Below are 17,623 nucleotides of genomic sequence, written 5' to 3' on the forward strand. Positions count from 1 at the left end.
ATCACATCCGTTCAGACCGGGACGTCGAACATGTTCGGTAGCCCGGCTGCGAAGCGGTCGGCGTCGATCCGGCGCAGGGGTTCCAGTTCGGGGGCGCGGTAGAGGGTGTACATCCGGCAGCGCTCCGCGTTCGAGCCGGCCACGTCCAGCAGTGCGTTCACCGCCGCGCGGGCGGACTCGTTGGCGCCCTCCATGGTCGCCAAGTCGATGTTCGTGCGCACGTAATCACCTGCCAGGAAGAGGTTTTCCAGCGCGCCGTGCGGTTGCGGACGGTGCTCCCACGACCCGGCGGTGTTGATCAGCAGCGGGTCGGCGTTGGCGTTGCGCCGCTGGCCCTCCTGCCAGGTGATGCCCGGATCGAGGAACCAGGAGTGCAGGTCGGCGTCGCCCAGCACTTCGCCGCGATCGTCCAGGTGGGCTCTGATCTGCGCCCACGCCTCGCGAGCGATCTCCTCGTGGGTGCACTCCTTCGCGGGTTTGCCGAACAGGATGCCGGGGGTGTTCCAGTCGGAGATGTCCACCGAAAGACAGTCCTGCGCACCGCCGTCGCCGAATTCGGTCAGCTTGCGGCGCCACAGCTGGTTCTGGCTGATCGAGGTGAGCGACCACGGCGCGTCGATGTAGGCGGTGTGGCCGCGGGAGATGTCGGCCGATCGGCGCAGATAGAACTGGATGCCGTTCATCCAGTCGGTGAACAGGTTGTCCATCCCGGCCAATTCGGGCTGGACGGCGAGCACTTGCGGCGACCACAGCGTGCGTGCCCGTTCGGCGGGCAACGCGACGACGAAGTAGTCGGCCTCGATCGTGCGCTGCGCGCCGGTCTCGTCCACGACGCGGGCCGCGACGATCCTGCGGTCACGCACCTCGAGCTCGCGCGCTTCGGCGCCGAGCACGAACTGCGCTCCCAGTTCCCGGATCCGCTGCGTCCACGGCTCGATCCACACCGCGTTGGTCGGGCCGTTGAGCACCCGGTCCAAGCTGCCGTCGTTGCCGATCCCCATGGGGTTGCCGAGGAACTGCTCGCCCATGGTGCCGATGGTGCGCACGCTGGCGATGTTCTCTTTCGCGGCCACCATGATGCTGGTCAGCGTGCGCGACAGCAGCGCGCGGAACTCGTGCGAGCGCGCGTGGCCGCCGACGAAATCGTGCCAGGAGGTGCGCTCCCACTGGCCGAGGCGGCGGGCATCGCAGCTGGTGTTGAAGACCAGCAGGCGTTCGGCGAAGTAGACGCCCTCGTGCGGCGGCATCTTCAGTGCGGTCGACAGCGCCGCGCCGAGCGTTTCGCGGAAACTGTCGGGAGAGAATTCGGCGCGGGAGCGCGGCCCGAGCGGGACGCGGAAGTCGTCGCCGCCGTGCCGGGCGAATCGTGCTTCCGGCACCGCGACGAGGTTGTCCCATACGCCATTCGCGTTGCCCGGGAAGGGGATTCGGCGCATGGTTTCGGGGATGTGCTGGTAGAAGCCGGGGAAGAAGCGGAAGCCGTGTTCGCCGGGCAGGTCCGGCCGTCCTTCCGTTCCGGTGCCGGGCACGCCGACGCTGCGGGCCTTGCCGCCCCACGCCCGCTTCTCGTAGACGGTGACCTGGAACCCGCGTTCCGCCAGTTCGTGTGCCGCGGTCAGGCCCGCGACACCGCCGCCGAGTACCGCGACTCTTCTGCCACCGGGATTCGCCCTCGCCGGCGTGGGTCTCAGCGCACCCGCCGTCAGCGCCCCCGCCGTAGCCACCCCCGCCGCGACCGTGTTACGAAGCAGTGCTCTTCGCGATACGGTCCACTGATTGTCTGCCATGCGCCGCTCTGCTGCCTAGCCTCGGGACCAACTTCCACGCCGCGCACTACTGTAGAGCGACAATCCGATCAATTCGCACCGACCCCGTGCGGCGACCGGCGCGGAGTGCGATTCTCGTGTCGGAGTGAACACCGCTGCCATCGCTCAGGCCGGGCGACCGGCGCCCACCATCGCGGCAGTTCCCGATGCCTCGACGTGGGCGTTCGCCCGTGGCCTGCTCGACGTGGCGGCGAACGCGCCGGCCAGCACCACAACCCCGCCGATCAGCGACAACGGGGCCGGAGTCTCGCCCAGGAAAGTCCAAGCCGCCGCGATGCCGACGATGGGGACCAGCAGGGAGAACGGCGCGACCAGCCCGGCCGGATAGCGACCGAGCAGGTAGGTCCACAACCCCGTGCCCACCACGGTGGCGAGGACGGCGATATAGGCGAGCGCCAGGAGCGCGGGCAGACCCGTCGGCGTGAACGCCGCACCCAGAGCGCGCGCTCCCGTGGTCGGCCCCTCGACGACCGCCGACAGCGCGAACAGCGGCACCGGTGGGATGGCCGTGGTCCAGAGCATGAGGTGCAGCGGATTGACGCCGGGGGACTCGGTGCCGGCCAGACGCGCGCCGATGTTGCCGAAGGCCCAGCCCAGCCCGCCGGCGAGGGTCAGCAGCACCGGGAGCAGGGTGGCGTGGGCGAGCCGGTCCCAGCCGATCACCGCCATGCCCGCCACCGCGACGGCGATGCCCGCGACCTGCACCGGGCGCATCCGCTCGCCCAGCAGCAGCGTGCCGAGCAGCACGGTGAACGGCGCCGAGGATTGCAGCACCAGCGAGGCGAGCCCGGTCGGCATCCCCACCCGCATCGCGGTGAACAGGAACGCGAACTGCAGGATGCCGAATCCGATCCCGTACAGCAGGATCCAACGCATCCGCACCGCGGGACGCGGAACGAACAGCAGCGCGGGCACCGCGAGCACCGCGAAGCGCAGCGCAGCGAAGAAGAACGGGGGGAAGTGGTCGAGCCCGACCCGGATGGCGAGGAAGTTCATTCCCCACAGCAGGACGACGGTCAGGCCGAGCAGACGGTCACGGTTGGTCACGCCTTCATCGTGCGGTCCGCTAAAGATCAGGACAATCGAATAATTCTGTATCAATGATGTAGTTTAGCTTAATGGATTTCGGCTCCGAACCTGTCGCGTCCGGCCCGCCCATGGCATTGGAGCGTCTGCGTATCCTGCGCGAACTAGCCGATCGCGGCACTGTGGCCGCCGTGGCGGCCGCCGTGTCCATGACGCCCTCCGCCGTTTCCCAGCAGCTCAAGGTGCTCGCCCGGGAGGCGGGCGTGGCCCTGCTCGAACCGGACGGCAGACGCGTGCGGCTCACCGACGCCGGTCGCGCCCTGGTGGTGCGCGCCGACGAAGTGCTCGCCGCCATGGACCGGGCGGTCGCCGAGATGGCGCACTACCGCGGCTCGCCGCGCGGACGGGTCCGCGTCGCGGTGTTCCCCTCGGGCGGTGCGTTGCTGCTGCCGCATGTGCTGCCCGGCATGGTGGACAGCGGAGTCGAGGTGATCGCGCGGGACGAGGACGTGCCGCCGTCGGAAGTGGCGCGCCTGCTCGCCGACTACGACGTGGTGCTGACCCATCGTGACGAACACGCCGCGCCCATCGCCGACCCGCGGGTCACCACCCGGGCGCTCATGCGCGAGCCGATCGATGTGGTCGCGGCGCCGACGCATCGGCTCGCGGGCCGTTCGGCCGTCGCACCGGAGGAACTGGCCGAGGAGACCTGGCTCAGCGTGCGGGGCGGCTTCCCGGTGGACGACGTGTTGCGCTCGATCGCCACGGTGACCGGCGTGCAGCCGCGCATCGCCCAGCGCCTCAACGATTTTCGCGTCATCGAAACGCTGGTGGCCACCGGATACGGCGTCGCGCTCATGCCCCGCTACGCGGTGGGCCATCCCGACTTGACGGTGCTGCGGCTGTCCGGCGTGCGAGCCGCCCGGATATACGAACTGGCGACCCGGCCCAGGGCCGATGCCCGGCCCGCGATCGCGGCCGTGCTCACGGCGTTCGAATCGGCCGCCGCACTGGCGACCGCCGACTCCGCGCACGGAAACGGCTCCGCCGCGCGGATATGACTCCGCGCGGCGGCGCCGACGACGATCAGTATCCCGGCGGCGGCTGGTGCCGATAGGGGTGCTGGGCCTGCGAACTGACGTAACCGAAGTCGTCGGCGACCATCGCCGCCAGTTCCAGCAGCGCCCGCCGGGTCGGCTTGCTCACCAGTTCCAGATCGATTTCCGCGCCTTCGGCGAGGTGGTCGTCGAACGGCACGACCTGCACCGCGCGGGTGCGATCGAGGAACAGCTTGCGCAGCTGGTCGAGGTCGACGGTGGACGCGCCGCGCCGGGAAGCGTTCACCACCACCACGGTTCGCTCCACCAGCTTGCCGTAGCCGTGGTGGTCGAGCCAGTCCAGCGTGGCCGACGCGCTGCGCGCGCCGTCGATGGCGGGCGAGGTGACCAGCACCAGCGAACTCGCCATATCCAGCACGCCCGCCATCGCGGAGTGCATCAAGCCGGTGCCGCAGTCGGTCAGGATGATGTTGTAGAACGACTGCAGGATGCCGATCGCCTTGCGGTAGTCCGCTTCGCTGAACGCCTCGGAGACCGCCGGATCCTGTTCGCTGGCCAGCACTTCCAAGCGGCTCGGCGCCTGCGAGGTGTGCGCCCGCACGTCGGAGTACCTGGTGATGTGCTGATCTTCGAGCAGGTTGCGCACGGTGGAGCGGGTCTGCCGCGGCACCCGGTGCGCGAGCGTGCCCAGGTCGGGGTTGGCGTCGATCGCGATGACACGGTCGCCGCGCTGCGAGGCGAAGGTGGAGCCGAGACCAACCGTAGTGGTGGTCTTCCCGACGCCGCCCTTGAGCGACAGGATCGCGATTCGGTAATCACCGCGCACGGGCTGGTTCACCCGGTCGACCAAGTCCTGGTAGACGATGTCGGCCGCCGACTCGCCCGGATTGATCATGCCGCCGGACACCTTGTGCACCGCGCGGCGCCAACCGCTGCGCGGCGCCCTGCGGGCACGCCGGAGCAGATTCAGGTCGTTCACGGAATGTCCGGGCTGGCCGGGCTGCGGCACATGCTGCGGTTGGAACGGCAGCGCGGACTGGTGCGGCCCGGGGCCGCCCTGCCAGCTCGGCCCCTGCGGCTGCCCCAGCGGCGGCGGAGGCGGTTGATAGGCGGGCGGCGGAGGTTGATGTGTCACCGGCGGAGGCGGCGGCGCCCAGCTGTAGATCGGGCCGCTGGGCTGATCAAGTTGCGGCGCAGGAGGTTCCGGCTGCGCGGAATCCATGGGCGCGTGCCTGGCCAGGCCGTCGCCGCCGATGTCATGGCGGTAGTCCCCGTAACCCTGGTTGGGCTCCGGCGGGGTGGCTACCGGATGGCTACCGCTGTGGCCCGGCTGCGGCTGAAATGCGCCGGTAGCGAACGCCTCTCCAGGAAAGGGCGACGGAGGGGGATACGCGCCGGGAGGAGGCGGGGCGTACGAACCGTAGGGTTCGGCCGGTCCGTCCTGCGGGGGAGCCCAGGCCTGCACCGGTGCGGCGGCTTGCGGGTAGGCCGTGGTCTGCTCCGTCGAGCCTTGCGGCTCCAGCTGTTCGAGTTGGGCGTCCGGCTGCGGCGCCCCGGCAGGCACGTCGGTTTCCTTCGCTTCCGCGCCGCCGGTCGGCTCGGCCGCCGGGTCGTTGGCCGATGACTCCACGTCGCTGGCTTCGGCCGTATCCACGGAATGGCTCTGCAGCCAGGGTGGAGAGGTCGGATTGTGGTCGTTTGTTGTCACGGTTCCCCCATCTGCTCGGGAGTTCGAGCAGAGAGCTCGGCGCTTGGAGTGCGAATCCAACGCTAGCACGGGGTTCGCTACCCCGTGTCGCGGTAGGCGTGCCGGGCATGGGGAGCGAGACGCCCGTGACAAGCGGTCTGCCCCAGCGAGATCGGGCGCCGCGCGGTGAACCCGCGCGGCGCCCGTCCGGATGCGTGCCGAGACGCGCTGTCAGTGCGCCCGGTTCACCGCCGACACCACCGCGCGCAGCGACGCGGTCGTGATCGAGGTGGCGATGCCGACGCCCCACACCACCTTGTCGCCGATCGCGCACTCCACGTAGGCGGCGGCCTGCGCGTCGTCGCCCGCCGACATGGCGTGCTCGGAGTAGTCCAGGACCTCGACGTCGAAGCCGACTGTGGCGATCGCGTCGACGAACGCGGCGAGCGGCCCGTTGCCCTTGCCGGTGATCTCCTGCTCGACGCCGTCGACCTTCACCACGGCCACGATCGAGTCGACCCCGCCGTCGGTCTCCGACGCGGTGACCTTCTGGCGCATCCGCTCCAACGGCCGGATCGGGCTCAGGTACTCCTCGTGGAAGACGTCCCACATCTCCTTGGGCGTCACCTCGCCGCCCTCGCCGTCGGTGATCTTCTGGATCGCCTGCGAGAACTCGATCTGCAGCCGCCGCGGCAGCGCCAGCCCGTGGTCGGTCTTCATGATGTAGGCGACGCCGCCCTTGCCGGACTGCGAGTTGACCCGGATGACCGCCTCGTAGGTGCGGCCCACGTCCTTCGGGTCGATCGGCAGGTAGGGCACCTCCCAGACGATGTCGTCGACGTCCGCCCCGGCGGCGTCGGCCGCGGTCTTCATCGCGTCCAGGCCCTTGTTGATGGCGTCCTGATGGCTGCCGGAGAACGCGGTGTAGACCAGGTCGCCGCCGTACGGGTGCCGCTCGTGCACCGGCAGCTGGTTGCAGTACTCGACGGTGCGGCGGACCTCATCGATGTCGGAGAAGTTGATCTGCGGATCGACGCCGCGGGAGAACAGGTTCATCCCCAGCGTGACCAGGCACACGTTGCCGGTGCGCTCGCCGTTGCCGAACAGGCAGCCCTCGATCCGGTCGGCGCCGGCCTGGTAGCCGAGCTCGGCGGCGGCCACGGCGGTGCCGCGGTCGTTGTGCGGGTGCAGCGACAACACGATCGCGTCGCGGCGGGCCAGGTTGCGGCTCATCCACTCGATGGAGTCGGCGTAGACGTTCGGCGTCGCCATCTCCACGGTGGCGGGCAGGTTGATGATCAGCGGCTTCTCCGGCGTCGGGGCGATGATCGCCGACACCGCGTCGCACACCTCCTTGGCGTACTCCAGCTCCGTGCCGGTGTAGGACTCCGGGCTGTACTCGTAACGCCAGTTGGTGTCCGGGTAGCGCTTCTCGATCTCCAGGCACAGCGCGGCGGCGTCGGTGGCGATCTTCTTCACCGCTTCGCGGTCGGCACGGAAGACCACCTTGCGCTGCAGGATGGAGGTGGAGTTGTAGAAGTGCACGATGACGTTCTGCGCGCCGGCGCAGGCTTCGAACGTGCGCTCGATCAGCTCGGGACGGCACTGGGTCAGCACCTGGATGGTCACGTCGTCGGGGATCGCGCCGTCCTCGATGATCTCGCGGACGAAGTCGAAATCGGTCTGGCTGGCCGACGGGAAGCCGACCTCGATCTCCTTGTAACCCATCCGCACCAGCAGGTCGAACATGCGGCGCTTGCGGGCCGGGCTCATCGGGTCGATCAACGCCTGGTTGCCGTCGCGCAGGTCGACCGCGCACCAGGCGGGCGCCCGGTCGATGACCTTGTCCGGCCAGGTGCGGTCGGGCAGCGAGATCGGCTCGACCTCCTCGGCGAACGGCCGGTAACGGAACGTCGGCATCGAGGAGTTCTTCTGCTTGTTCCAACCGGGCTGGTCGGCGGGGGCGGGTTTGCTCGGCGCGGTGATGGTGCGCGCGCCGGATACGAATGCGTCAGCAGGGGACATGGGCGGTTCTCCCGAGGATGTCGTTTTTCCCAATGGGCTGGTCGACCGGCGCGGCAAAACCCCGCGACGGGAGCCGGTCCGATCAGACCCCGTCGCGGCGGTCGAGAAGAAGTGCCCGCTGCATGATGTCCGCGAGTTTACCGTGCCGGCATACCGCCGGGAAGGGAGGTCCCGTCGTCGGGTGATCCGATGACCCCGCTACCGTTCGTCCGGCAGTGCACGACGCTTGTACGGACCCCGGGGTCCGACGGGACGTAGAAGGATTGACAAATGACCTGGCTGGAGCAACTGGCCGTCTTCGGCGCCGGCATCTGGGCGGGCGGCATCAACACGATCGTCGGCTCCGGCACGCTGATCACCTTCCCGGTTCTGCTCGCTTTCGGCCTTCCGCCGGTGACCGCGAATGTGTCCAACACCATCGGTCTGGTCCCCGGCTCGATCAGCGGTGTGCACGGATACCGGCGCGAACTGGCAGGCCAGCGCCAACGGCTGCTGCGATTGGGCACGGCGTCGCTGCTCGGCGGCATCACCGGCGCGGTGCTGCTGCTGGAGTTACCCGCCGAAGCGTTCAAGGCGATCGTGCCCATCCTGATCATCCTGGCATTGGTGCTGGTCGTCGTGCAGCCACGGCTCGCGAACTGGGTCAAGCGCCGCCGGGAGAACGACGGCGCACCGGTGCCCGAGCACGGGGGACCGATCCTGGTCACCGCGGTCTACGCCGCCGGTGTGTACGGCGGGTACTTCGGCGCGGCGCAAGGCGTGCTGCTGATCGGGTTGCTCGGCGTTTTCGTGCACGACGACATCCAGCGCCTGAACGGGGCGAAGAACGTGCTCGCCCTGATCGTGAACGCGGTCTCCGCGCTGATCTTCATCGTCGTGGCCGATGTGGACTGGCGCGCGGTGGCGCTGATCGCCCTCGGCTCGATCATCGGCGGGCAGCTCGGCGCGCGGCTGGGCAGGCGGATGCCACCGAACCTGTTGCGCGCGGTGATTGTCGTGGTCGGTCTCATCGCGGTGATCCGCTTGGTGACGTCCTAGGTGGCGGACGGACCCGTGCCGCGAGATATCAGGGTCGGATGTCAATCCTCAGGCTGACGACGGCCACCGTGTACGGGGCACAGGATGAGTGCCGTGCCTAGCTGGAAGATCGTCATAGTCGCCGCGCTCGCCGCGTCGCTGCCCGTGGTGAGCGGCTGCGGCGGGCCGCCGAGCCGACACGAGTCGGCGGTCGCGGACCTGGTCGCGCAAGCCGACGCCGCGCCGACGCCCCGGCTGGACTGGTCGCAGTGCGCAGAGCCGGAGCTGCGCGAATTCCACTGCGCGACCGCCCAGGTGCCGGTGGACTACGCGCACCCCGACGGCCCGACCCTGGGTCTGGCGGTGCTGCGTCAGCAGGCCACCGACCCGCAGCGACGGATCGGCACGCTGTTCGCCGCCGCAGGCGGTCCGGGCAATTCGGGACTGCGCTGGGCGGCCGAAGGCGAACTGCTCGGCGGCGAGCTCGCACGCCGCTTCGACGTGATCACCTTCGACCAGCGCGGCGTCGGCCGCAGCGGACAGGTGCGGTGTTTCGCGGACGCCGAGCGGCAGCGGCGGTTCTGGTCCGGCGCGGTGCTTCCGCCCGTCGGCCCGGAGCAGGAGCGTGCGGCCGACGTGGCCGGCCGCGAGCTGGCCGCCGGTTGCGCGGCGCACGGCGGCGCTCTGCTCGGCCACTTGACCACCGTCGACGTGGCGCGCGACCTCGATCTGCTGCGCCGGGCCGTCGGCGACGCCCAGCTGACCTATACGGGCGGTTCCTACGCGAGCTATCTGGGCCAGGTGTACGGCGCGCTGTTCGGCGATCGGGTGCGCGCGCTGTCCCTGGCGTCGATGATCGACCCGCACGCGTACACCAACGACACCCGCAGCGCCGTCGAGGCCACCGCCGCGGGGACCGAAGAAGTGCTCGGTGAATTCCTGCGGCTGTGCGCGGACGCGGGCCTGCAGCGCTGCCCCTTCGCCGCGCCGAGCGGCCATGGTGGGGCCGTCGCGCGCGCGGGGGCGGGCGATCCCGGCACCCCCGTCGATCTGCGCGCGCGCGATGACGCCCTCCTGCGACGTCTGCGCGAGGCGCCGCAGGTCGTGGGGGCCGGGGAACGGGCGCGGACCGTCACCTACGCCGAGGTGCTGTCGTCGCGGGCGCTGTTGCTGTACGACCCGGAGAAGGGCTGGCCGGCCCTGGCCGCATTGCTCGCCGAACTGGAGCGCGGTCCGGCGGGTAATCCCGACGCGGTGAGCGAGATTCTCGCGGCCACCGCGCAAACCGGCGATTTCCTCGACTCGTACACCGCGATCTCGTGCGCGGACAACACCTTTCCGCGCGACCCCGGTCAATGGCCCGCGATGGCAAAGGATCTGGAGCGGGTAAGCCCCACTTACGGCGCGTTCTGGCTGTGGCTGCACCAGGCTTGCGCCTCTTGGCCGTCTCCGCCGGAGGGGTACGCCCAGCGGTACGGCGGGCCGTGGATCCTGCGGTCGGACACCCCTGCTCTGCTGATCAACAATCGCTTCGACCCCGCCACCCCGCTCAGCGCCGCGCGGCGCGCGCAGCGGGAACTGGTCAACGCCCGGTTGGTGGTCGTGGAGGGCGGTTACGGGCACACGCCGCTCGGCGAGTGTGCCCGTAAGTTGCGCGAGCGTTATCTCGTCGACTTGCAGCTACCTGCCCCCGGCGCGACCTGTCGCGCGGACGAGCTGCCGTTCGAGCGATAGCCAAATCGGATATCTGTTCACAAATCGGGAATACCGGTAATCTGCGCACGCTAAGCCTGATGATGGAAGGTGACCGGTGCGTAGACGTGCCTTGTTCAAGGCGGCTGGCACGGCCGCCCTGCTCGGTGCTGTGGGAACGATGACGGGGACGGCCGCGGCCTCCGCGAATCCGATGTGGGAGGCCCTGTTCCGCGCCTGGGTTCCGGAGATCTTCGCCCCGATCCCCGATCCGCCGGAGCATTCGCCCGCGATCGTCATCGGCTCCGGCTTCGGCGCCGCCGTGTCCGCGTTGCGCCTGGCCGAGGCCGGGATCGCCACCACCGTGCTCGAGCGCGGTTCGCGCTGGCCGAACGACCCGTGGCGGGAGATCTTCACCGGCGACGACCTGCCCGACGGCCGCGGCTTCTGGCACCGCACCAACTTCACCGGCGTCACCAAGGTGCCGATGCATTTCGCCAGCTTCGGCGGCGTGCTGGACTGCACCGAATACCCGGGTATCGACGTCTGGCGCGCGGCCGCCGTCGGCGGCGGCTCGGTGATCTTCAGCGGCGCCATGATCGCCCCGGAGCGCCGCTTCTTCGACCACATCTTCGGTGGCCTCGTCGACTACGGCGAGATGGAGCGCGTCTACTACCCGCGCGTGCGCGAGATGCTGCGGCTGAGCCCGATGCCCGCAGACATCTACAACTCCTCGCCGTTCGCGCATTCCCGCGCCTGGGACGACCAAGTGCGCAAGGCGGGCTACCAGCCGCAGGCCAACGACTCGATCTTCAACTGGGACATCCTGCGCGCCGAATTGGCCGGAGCGTCGAGGCCTTCCGCGACAGCGGCGCGGAGCAATCTGGGCAACTCCAACGGCGCCAAGTTCGACCTGAATCAGAACTACCTGGCGTACGCGCAGAGCACCGGCCGCTGCGGCGTCTTCCCCGGTCACCGGGTCGACGCCATCGCGCAGGAATCCGGCGGCCGCTACGCGGTCACCGTGGCGAAGCTGTCGCCGACCGGTGACGTGCTGTCCACCCGCACCCTCACCTGCGACCGGCTCTTCCTCGGCGCCGGGTCGATCGGCAGCTCCGAATTGCTGGTCCGCGCGCAGGCCACCGGCGCGCTGCCCAACCTGAACGAACACATCGGCGACGGCTGGGGCACCAACGGAGATGTGGTCCTTGCCCGCGGCGCCAGCGCGCTGGCCGGTCAGGGCCAGGGCGTGCCGAGCGCGAGCCGGATCTTCGACGAATCCGCCGTGCCGCTGACCCTGGAGAGCTGGTACATCCCCGGCATTCCGTTCGAGACCGGCGCGCTCGCCTCGCTCGGCATGGTGCTCGACCCGACCCGCACCCGGTTCGGTTACGACGGGGCCACCGGCCGGGTCGGGCTGAGCTGGTCGGTCGAGAACCGGAACGAGACCGTCGCGGCGGCGCGCTCCGTCGATCACCGGATCGCCGAGCGCGCCGACGCCCTCGTCGAGTACAGCGCTCTCGGTTACGACGCGAACGCGCTGTTCACCGCGCATCCGCTCGGCGGGGCGGTGCTCGGTCGCGCCACCGACGGCTACGGCCGGGTGCACGGGCACCCCGGCCTGTACGTGATGGACGGCGCGGCGATCCCCGGCAGCACCGGAACGGTCAACCCCTCGCTGACCATCGCGGCGCTGGCCGAGCGCAATATCGAGGCAATCGTTCGCGCCGGTCGCTGAGATTCGACGGTGCCGGGCGCGACGTTCGCCCGGCGCCTTCTTTCGGTGGTATCGCCATCCGTGCCGAGCGTGCTTTTCGCGTACTAATGTCGGCGGCACCGTTCGGCGTCGAAGGGATCCGCAGTGTCCGCTCCCAGCTCGGGTATCGAGAGCTCATCCGTCGAGCGATACGGCCTGCCGGAAAAGCCGGAGCCGCAGGACTATCCGCGCAAGCCGCCGATGCTGTGGACCGATTTCCTGATGCTGGCGCTGGCCGTCGTATCCGTGGCGCTGGTCAGCTGGATCACGTTCTTCCCGGTCTCCGGGCAGACCTACCACGCGATCGTGCTGGTCGACTGGTCGTTGTGCGCGGTTTTCGCGCTCGAGTTCCTGTGGCGCTGGCGTCGCGCGGGCTGGCCATGGACCTTCCCGTTCGTCTATTGGTACGAGATCCTCGGCATGATCCCGGTGACCAGCCCGTTCTTCCGCGCTTTCCGGCTGCTGCGCATCGTGGTGATCCTGGGCAGGCTGGCCCGGGTGGCCGACCGGGTGTTCGGCGACCGGGTGACCGCCGCGGTGGTGAACCGGTTCGTGGCGACCATCGTCGACACCATTCGCCGTCCGATGACCATCGCGGTGATGGACGAGGTGGCCGAGGTGCTGCGCACCGGCCACTACACCCGCAACATCGCGGCCGCGCTGGAGGAGAACCGCGCCGAGCTGGACGAGATGATCCTGGAGTTGATCAAGAAGGACCCGCAGGCGGGCCGGGTGCGCTACATCCCGTTCCACGACGAGATCATCCGGCTGATCGCCGACACCACCTTCCGCATCGTGTTCCAGGTGCTGGAGGATCCGCGCACCGACGAACTCGTCGCGGACGTGCTGCGGGAGAACATCGATCAGATCCGCGACGCCGTCCGCGACGGTGTGCGGGTACCGCCGTCCGCGTACGGGCCGACAGCCGCCGAGCACGGCGTGCGGCATCACGTCACTCGGGTACCGCGTGCCTGATCGCGTCCCGCGGCTGCGCCAAACGCACGGTCTCCCAAGCGATCAGCGCGACCAGGACGCCACACAGGAGGGCCAGCGAAGCCAGCGCGGGCAGGGCGCAGGCCAGCGGGATGAGCGCCAGCAGCACCACGACGGCGAACACGCGCGGCACCGTGACGGTGCGCGTGGCGTAGTGCTTGAACCCCACCAGGGCGATCAGATACAGCACGACGCCGCCGTAGAGGGCGTAGAGCGGGATTCCGTACAGCGCGTCCCGCAAGGTGTGGTGCGAGGAATCCCCGACGTAGTAGAGGACCTTCTTCAGCCCCAGCGACAGCGCGATGATCCCGGCGATCATCGGGAAATGCCAGAAGGTGTAGGAAGCCTGCGCGATCTTGATCTGCCGCCTGCCCTCGGCGTGGACGAATTCGTGCTCCACCGCGAGGGCCGCGACGTCGAAATACGCCCACCACAGCAGGCCGGAAATGGCGAGGCCGAGCAGCGAACCGAGCGCGATCGGCCAGGAGATCGGCAGGCCCGCCACTCCGATGCCGATCGAGACGATCGATTCACCGAGCGCGACGATGATGATCAGCCCGTATCGCTCGACGAAATGGTTGGCCGAATTCAATCGCCAATCGGTGCCCGCGAACAGTGTCCACAGATAGTCGCCCGCGATCGCGGCGATCCACAGCGCGATCTGCACCCGGCCGGTGGTCAGCGCGGCGACCACCAGCAGCGTGGTGCCGAGGGTGATCGACCCGAGCGCCCAGCGCAGCAGCTGTCCGCGCAATTGCGGGTCCTCGGCGCTGGCCAGCCAGAACATCCCGAGATGCACCAACCGCACGATCAGGTAGGCGATGGCGAAGACCAGCGGCCCGAACCATCCGCCGTCCAGGTCCTCGAACGCCTCCGGGATGGTGAGCGCGGCCAGGAAGGCGCCGCCCATGGCGGCGAACATCGCGACCCGCGCGATGCCCTCGTCGGCGCGGACCACGTTGCCGAGCCAGGAGTAGGCGATCCACAGCCACCACATCACCGCGAGCACCAGCAGCCCGCGCAGCATGTTCTTCGCGCTGGTTTCCTCCGCGACCAAGCCGGTGACCATGGTGAACGCGAAGACGAGCACCAGGTCGAAGAACAACTCGAGCTGGGTCACCGACGCGCCTTCCGCCATCGGCTGGAACCGCGCCCGTTTGGAACCGATCATGCGCTCATCGTCGCACCCCGGCCGATTCCGCGCCGGTTCCCCGCGGTAGCCAGGCGGCCGATTTCGCGCAGAGCGCAGCTGCCGGCTATACGGGTTGATAGGTCTCCGTTTCCGGGAACCGCTCGGCGAAATCAATGAAGCACTCCACGACCACCTCGTTGGCCTTGCGGAAAGTGCGTTTGAGCAGAAATCCGGGCACCGGCAGCGGCAGATAGAGCTCGACGTGGTACCAGACGTGCGTGCCGTCGACGCTGTCGGACACCTCGAAAAAACCGCCGCCCCGCACGCCCCTGGTGCTGTCGGCGACGGTCCAGGACGACCGGTCGTCGGTCCAATCGTATTCCAGGACTTGCAGATCCGAACTGCCGAGAAGCTCCGCCTTGAGGAAGACCCGCCGCGGCCTTCGCCGTGCGTCGCGGGTCGCGACCCGGACGTCGCTGTAGGAGGACGACCATTCCGGAAGCGATTCCACGTCCCGCAGGGCGTCCATGACCTGATCGGGATCGGTGTCGACGAAGAATCGGATATCCGTTTTGGTGCGCATGGCATACCTCCGACCCCCGGATGGACAAGTCGGCCCGATTGTCTCCGCGTTTTGTCCGGTTCGTCAACCTGACTGTGCCAGAGGGGATCTCGGTTACCCGGATAACATGCCGTTATCTGCCCGAGATCGGCGATCGGCAAACACGGGAACAACTTCCGTCCGGAAGGATGGGTCCGCGCCGGGGCCTGCGCGCCTACCATCGGATCCGAATGGGCGCCGGTATCAGGCGCCGTCGGGACGCGCGGGAGGACGTCATGAAATACGCCGAACTGCTGGCGCAGGCACGGGACGCGATCACGGTGCGCCGGGTTTACGGCGACCCCTACGAAGCAGGCGGGGCGATCGTCATTCCCGCCGCGTCGGTCGGTGGCGGCGGAGGCGGAGGCGGCGGCACCGGGAACGGCGCGGACGGGGAGGGCTCGGGTGAAGGCGCGGCGTTCGGCGTCGGCGCCAAGCCGGTCGGCGCTTACGTGCTTCGCGACGGCCGGCTGACCTGGCACCCGGCCGTCGACGTCAACGCGATCATCGACACGGCGGGCAAGGTGCTGATCGCGGGCATCTTGGCCTTCGCGCTGACCCGCCGTTTCCGGCGAAGCGACTGATCGGCGCGGGGGTGGTTTCCGGTCGGTGGGCGCCGGGCCGAGCGACGGCGAGGCCGCCCGCCGCTCGACCCGGCGCGACGTTCATTGCGATGCGGCGGGCTCGACGATCGCGTCGGGCCCCGGATACACCAGCGACTCGTGACCGTCGGAGAAGCGCACCAGGTAGGGCGGCGTCCCGTCCGGTCCGCGGACCTCGATGATCTCGGCTAGGTGATCCCCTTCTCCCACCACGTGTCCGTGCACGCAGAGTCGATCTCCTACATGTGCGATCATCGCCCCATTATCGGACGCCAGTGGTGCGCGTCACAACCGCCTGGGCGAACAGGTGGGGCAGCGGCAACCGGTCGAGGCGGGACGGTGGGACCGGCTTCTCGTCGCCCGGCTCAGCTCGCGTCGGCGAGGAACGACAGCCGCACCTGCCGGTCCGGATTGTCGACATTCAGATCGACCAGCGCGATCGACTGCCACGTGCCGAGGGCGAGCTTCCCGCCGAGGACCGGAACGGTCGCGTACGGCGGGATGAGGGCGGGCATCACGTGCGAGCGCCCGTGTCCGCGGGAGCCGTGCGCGTGCCGCCACCGATCATCGGCGGGCAGCAGATCGCGCAGCGCGGCCAGCAGGTCGTCGTCGCTGCGCGCGCCCAGCTCCATGATCGCGATCCCGGCCGTGGCATGCGGCACGAAGACGTGCAGCAACCCGTCCCCGCCCGCTTCGCGCGCGAAGGCCGCGCACTGCGGCGTGATGTCCTGTACCACTTCACTGTGGCCTGTTCGCACCTCCAGCAGTGTGCTCTTCATGCGCCCATCGTCCCCCATCCGCCGCGGCTCGCGCGGCGCGATCGGGATGGGATGCGGCTGTGTGCTTTTCCACAAGCCGGGTAGGTAGCGGCAAAACCGCTGGCCCCGGCCGGTACCCTGAATGACTGTTACCAGTTTGTTGTCGATCTTGGAGGACCCTGTCGTGGCTCTCGTGGTTCAGAAGTACGGAGGATCCTCGGTGGCGACCGCCGAGCGGATCCGGCGCGTCGCTGAACGGATCGTGGAGACCAAGAAGCAGGGCCACGACGTGGTGGTCGTCTGCTCCGCCATGGGCGACACCACCGACGAGCTGCTCGACCTCGCTCAGCAGGTGGCGCCGTCGCCGCCGGCCCGCGAGATGGACATGCTGCTCACCTCGGGCGAGCGCATCTCCAACGCGCTGGTCGCCATGGCCATCCACTCGCTCGGCGCGGAGGCCCGGTCGTTCACCGGCTCGCAGGCGGGCGTGATCACCACGGGCGCGCACGGCAACGCGAAGATCATCGACGTGACCCCCGGTCGCGTCCGCGCCGCTCTGGACGAGGGTCTGGTCGTGCTGGTCGCGGGCTTCCAGGGCGTGAGCCAGGACAGCAGGGACGTCACCACGCTCGGTCGCGGCGGCTCCGACACCACGGCGGTCGCGCTGGCCGCGGCGCTGGACGCGGACGTCTGCGAGATCTACACCGACGTGGACGGCGTCTTCACCGCCGACCCGCGCATCGTGCCCGACGCGCAGCGGCTCGAGCAGGTCTCCTACGAGGAGATGCTGGAGCTGGCGGCCTGCGGGGCCAAGGTCCTGATGCTGCGCTGTGTGGAATACGCCCGCCGCTACAACGTGCCCGTGCACGTGCGCTCGTCCTACACCGACAAGCAGGGCACCTACGTTTACGGATCGATGGAGGACATCCCCTTGGAGCAAGCAATCCTCACTGGCGTCGCGCACGACCGCAGCGAGGCCAAGGTGACCGTGGTCGGGCTGCCGGACGAACCGGGCTACGCCGCCAAAGTGTTCCGCGCCGTGGCCGACGCGGAGATCAACATCGACATGGTCCTGCAGAACATCTCCAAGATCGAGACGGGCAAGACCGACATCACCTTCACGCTGCCGAAGACCGAGGGCGCCCGCGCGGTCGAGATGCTGACCAAGCGCCAGTCCGAGATCGGCTTCTCCCAGGTGCTCTACGACGACCACATCGGCAAGGTGTCGCTGGTCGGCGCCGGCATGAAGAGTCACCCCGGCGTCACCGCCACCTTCTGTGAGGCGCTGGCCAAGGCGGGGGTCAACATCGACCTCATCTCCACCTCCGAGATCCGCATCTCCGTGCTGGTCAAGGACACCGAACTGGACGAGGCGGTCAAGGTGCTGCACAAGGCGTTCGACCTGGGCGGCGACGAGGTCGCGGTGGTCCACGCGGGAACGGGGCGATAG

The 17,623-nt window shown here is 69.2% G+C and carries 15 protein-coding genes; 7 read left to right on the forward strand and 8 right to left on the reverse strand.

All coding sequences use genetic code 11. The features are described from left to right. Window positions 1-11 precede the first annotated feature (11 nt). Both ACWDMM_RS11170 and ACWDMM_RS11175 read right to left on the reverse strand, forming a co-directional pair. Entirely contained in the window at window positions 12-1,787 is a 1,776-nt protein-coding gene (locus tag ACWDMM_RS11170) for a hydroxysqualene dehydroxylase (RefSeq protein ID WP_195079810.1), read from the reverse strand. Between the two features lie 144 nt (window positions 1,788-1,931). Further along, window positions 1,932-2,873 carry an EamA family transporter gene (locus ACWDMM_RS11175; RefSeq protein WP_449937126.1) on the reverse strand — a complete coding sequence of 314 codons (942 nt, stop codon included), beginning with the start codon at window positions 2,871-2,873 and terminating at the stop codon, window positions 1,932-1,934. Window positions 2,874-2,983: 110 nt separating this feature from the next. On the opposite strand from ACWDMM_RS11175, the gene ACWDMM_RS11180 reads away from it, so the two are divergent. Further along, window positions 2,984-3,913 carry a LysR family transcriptional regulator gene (locus ACWDMM_RS11180; protein WP_195079908.1) on the forward strand — a complete coding sequence of 310 codons (930 nt, stop codon included), beginning with the start codon at window positions 2,984-2,986 and terminating at the stop codon, window positions 3,911-3,913. Window positions 3,914-3,938: 25 nt separating this feature from the next. Here the strand turns inward: ACWDMM_RS11180 and ACWDMM_RS11185 are convergent, their stop codons facing one another. Together ACWDMM_RS11185 and leuA are read right to left on the reverse strand one after the other, a co-directional pair. After that, window positions 3,939-5,564, reverse strand: coding sequence for a MinD/ParA family ATP-binding protein (locus ACWDMM_RS11185; RefSeq protein ID WP_195079812.1), 1,626 nt, complete (start codon window positions 5,562-5,564; stop codon window positions 3,939-3,941). A gap of 264 nt (window positions 5,565-5,828) precedes the next feature. Next, entirely contained in the window at window positions 5,829-7,622 is a 1,794-nt protein-coding gene (leuA, locus tag ACWDMM_RS11190) for a 2-isopropylmalate synthase (protein ID WP_195079813.1), read from the reverse strand. A 270-nt stretch (window positions 7,623-7,892) separates the two neighbouring features. Between leuA and ACWDMM_RS11195 the strand changes: the two genes are divergently transcribed. The 4 genes from ACWDMM_RS11195 to ACWDMM_RS11210 all read left to right on the forward strand — a co-directional run bounded on the left by ACWDMM_RS11195 (window position 7,893) and on the right by ACWDMM_RS11210 (window position 13,062). Further along, complete coding sequence (locus ACWDMM_RS11195) at window positions 7,893-8,660, forward strand: sulfite exporter TauE/SafE family protein (RefSeq protein WP_195079814.1); 768 nt, start codon at window positions 7,893-7,895, stop codon at window positions 8,658-8,660. A 93-nt stretch (window positions 8,661-8,753) separates the two neighbouring features. Beyond that, window positions 8,754-10,373 (forward strand): alpha/beta hydrolase, encoded by a 1,620-nt coding sequence (locus ACWDMM_RS11200; RefSeq protein WP_357108580.1) that lies wholly within the window; start codon window positions 8,754-8,756, stop codon window positions 10,371-10,373. A gap of 76 nt (window positions 10,374-10,449) precedes the next feature. Next, on the forward strand, window positions 10,450-12,069 hold the full coding sequence (locus ACWDMM_RS11205) for a GMC oxidoreductase (RefSeq protein ID WP_449937130.1): 1,620 nt from the start codon (window positions 10,450-10,452) through the stop codon (window positions 12,067-12,069). A gap of 123 nt (window positions 12,070-12,192) precedes the next feature. Then, window positions 12,193-13,062, forward strand: a complete 870-nt coding sequence (locus ACWDMM_RS11210; RefSeq protein ID WP_449937132.1) for an ion transporter — start codon at window positions 12,193-12,195, stop codon at window positions 13,060-13,062. Here ACWDMM_RS11210 and ACWDMM_RS11215 read toward each other — a convergent pair. Further along, on the reverse strand, window positions 13,040-14,251 hold the full coding sequence (locus ACWDMM_RS11215; protein ID WP_195079817.1) for a low temperature requirement protein A: 1,212 nt from the start codon (window positions 14,249-14,251) through the stop codon (window positions 13,040-13,042). The genes ACWDMM_RS11210 and ACWDMM_RS11215 overlap by 23 nt on opposite strands. Before the next feature lie 85 nt (window positions 14,252-14,336). Beyond that, window positions 14,337-14,795, reverse strand: coding sequence for an SRPBCC family protein (locus ACWDMM_RS11220; RefSeq protein ID WP_195079818.1), 459 nt, complete (start codon window positions 14,793-14,795; stop codon window positions 14,337-14,339). A 20-nt stretch (window positions 14,796-14,815) separates the two neighbouring features. On the opposite strand from ACWDMM_RS11220, the gene ACWDMM_RS11225 reads away from it, so the two are divergent. Then, on the forward strand, window positions 14,816-15,397 hold the full coding sequence (locus ACWDMM_RS11225; RefSeq protein ID WP_324722333.1) for a hypothetical protein: 582 nt from the start codon (window positions 14,816-14,818) through the stop codon (window positions 15,395-15,397). 81 nt (window positions 15,398-15,478) lie between these two features. Here the strand turns inward: ACWDMM_RS11225 and ACWDMM_RS11230 are convergent, their stop codons facing one another. Beyond that, window positions 15,479-15,670, reverse strand: coding sequence for a DUF1918 domain-containing protein (locus tag ACWDMM_RS11230; protein WP_195079819.1), 192 nt, complete (start codon window positions 15,668-15,670; stop codon window positions 15,479-15,481). A 110-nt stretch (window positions 15,671-15,780) separates the two neighbouring features. Next, complete coding sequence (locus tag ACWDMM_RS11235; protein ID WP_195079820.1) at window positions 15,781-16,194, reverse strand: secondary thiamine-phosphate synthase enzyme YjbQ; 414 nt, start codon at window positions 16,192-16,194, stop codon at window positions 15,781-15,783. 163 nt (window positions 16,195-16,357) lie between these two features. On the opposite strand from ACWDMM_RS11235, the gene ACWDMM_RS11240 reads away from it, so the two are divergent. Further along, a complete protein-coding gene (locus tag ACWDMM_RS11240; RefSeq protein WP_067799711.1) occupies window positions 16,358-17,623 on the forward strand; it encodes an aspartate kinase in 1,266 nt (421 codons plus the stop codon).

It is taken from the genome of Nocardia sp. NPDC003726 (assembly GCF_053586955.1).

Excerpts from the sequence above, each read along its gene's own strand:
- ACWDMM_RS11215 (WP_195079817.1), bottom strand. The coding sequence starts at position 14,251 with ATGATCGGTTCCAAACGGGCGCGGTTCCAGCCGATGGCGGAAGGCGCG.
- ACWDMM_RS11235 (WP_195079820.1), bottom strand. The coding sequence starts at position 16,194 with ATGAAGAGCACACTGCTGGAGGTGCGAACAGGCCACAGTGAAGTGGTA.
- ACWDMM_RS11220 (WP_195079818.1), bottom strand. The coding sequence starts at position 14,795 with ATGCGCACCAAAACGGATATCCGATTCTTCGTCGACACCGATCCCGAT.
- leuA (WP_195079813.1), bottom strand. The coding sequence starts at position 7,622 with ATGTCCCCTGCTGACGCATTCGTATCCGGCGCGCGCACCATCACCGCG.
- ACWDMM_RS11195 (WP_195079814.1), top strand. The coding sequence starts at position 7,893 with ATGACCTGGCTGGAGCAACTGGCCGTCTTCGGCGCCGGCATCTGGGCG.
- ACWDMM_RS11225 (WP_324722333.1), top strand. The coding sequence starts at position 14,816 with ATGGACAAGTCGGCCCGATTGTCTCCGCGTTTTGTCCGGTTCGTCAAC.
- ACWDMM_RS11230 (WP_195079819.1), bottom strand. The coding sequence starts at position 15,670 with ATGATCGCACATGTAGGAGATCGACTCTGCGTGCACGGACACGTGGTG.
- ACWDMM_RS11180 (WP_195079908.1), top strand. The coding sequence starts at position 2,984 with ATGGCATTGGAGCGTCTGCGTATCCTGCGCGAACTAGCCGATCGCGGC.
- ACWDMM_RS11170 (WP_195079810.1), bottom strand. The coding sequence starts at position 1,787 with ATGGCAGACAATCAGTGGACCGTATCGCGAAGAGCACTGCTTCGTAAC.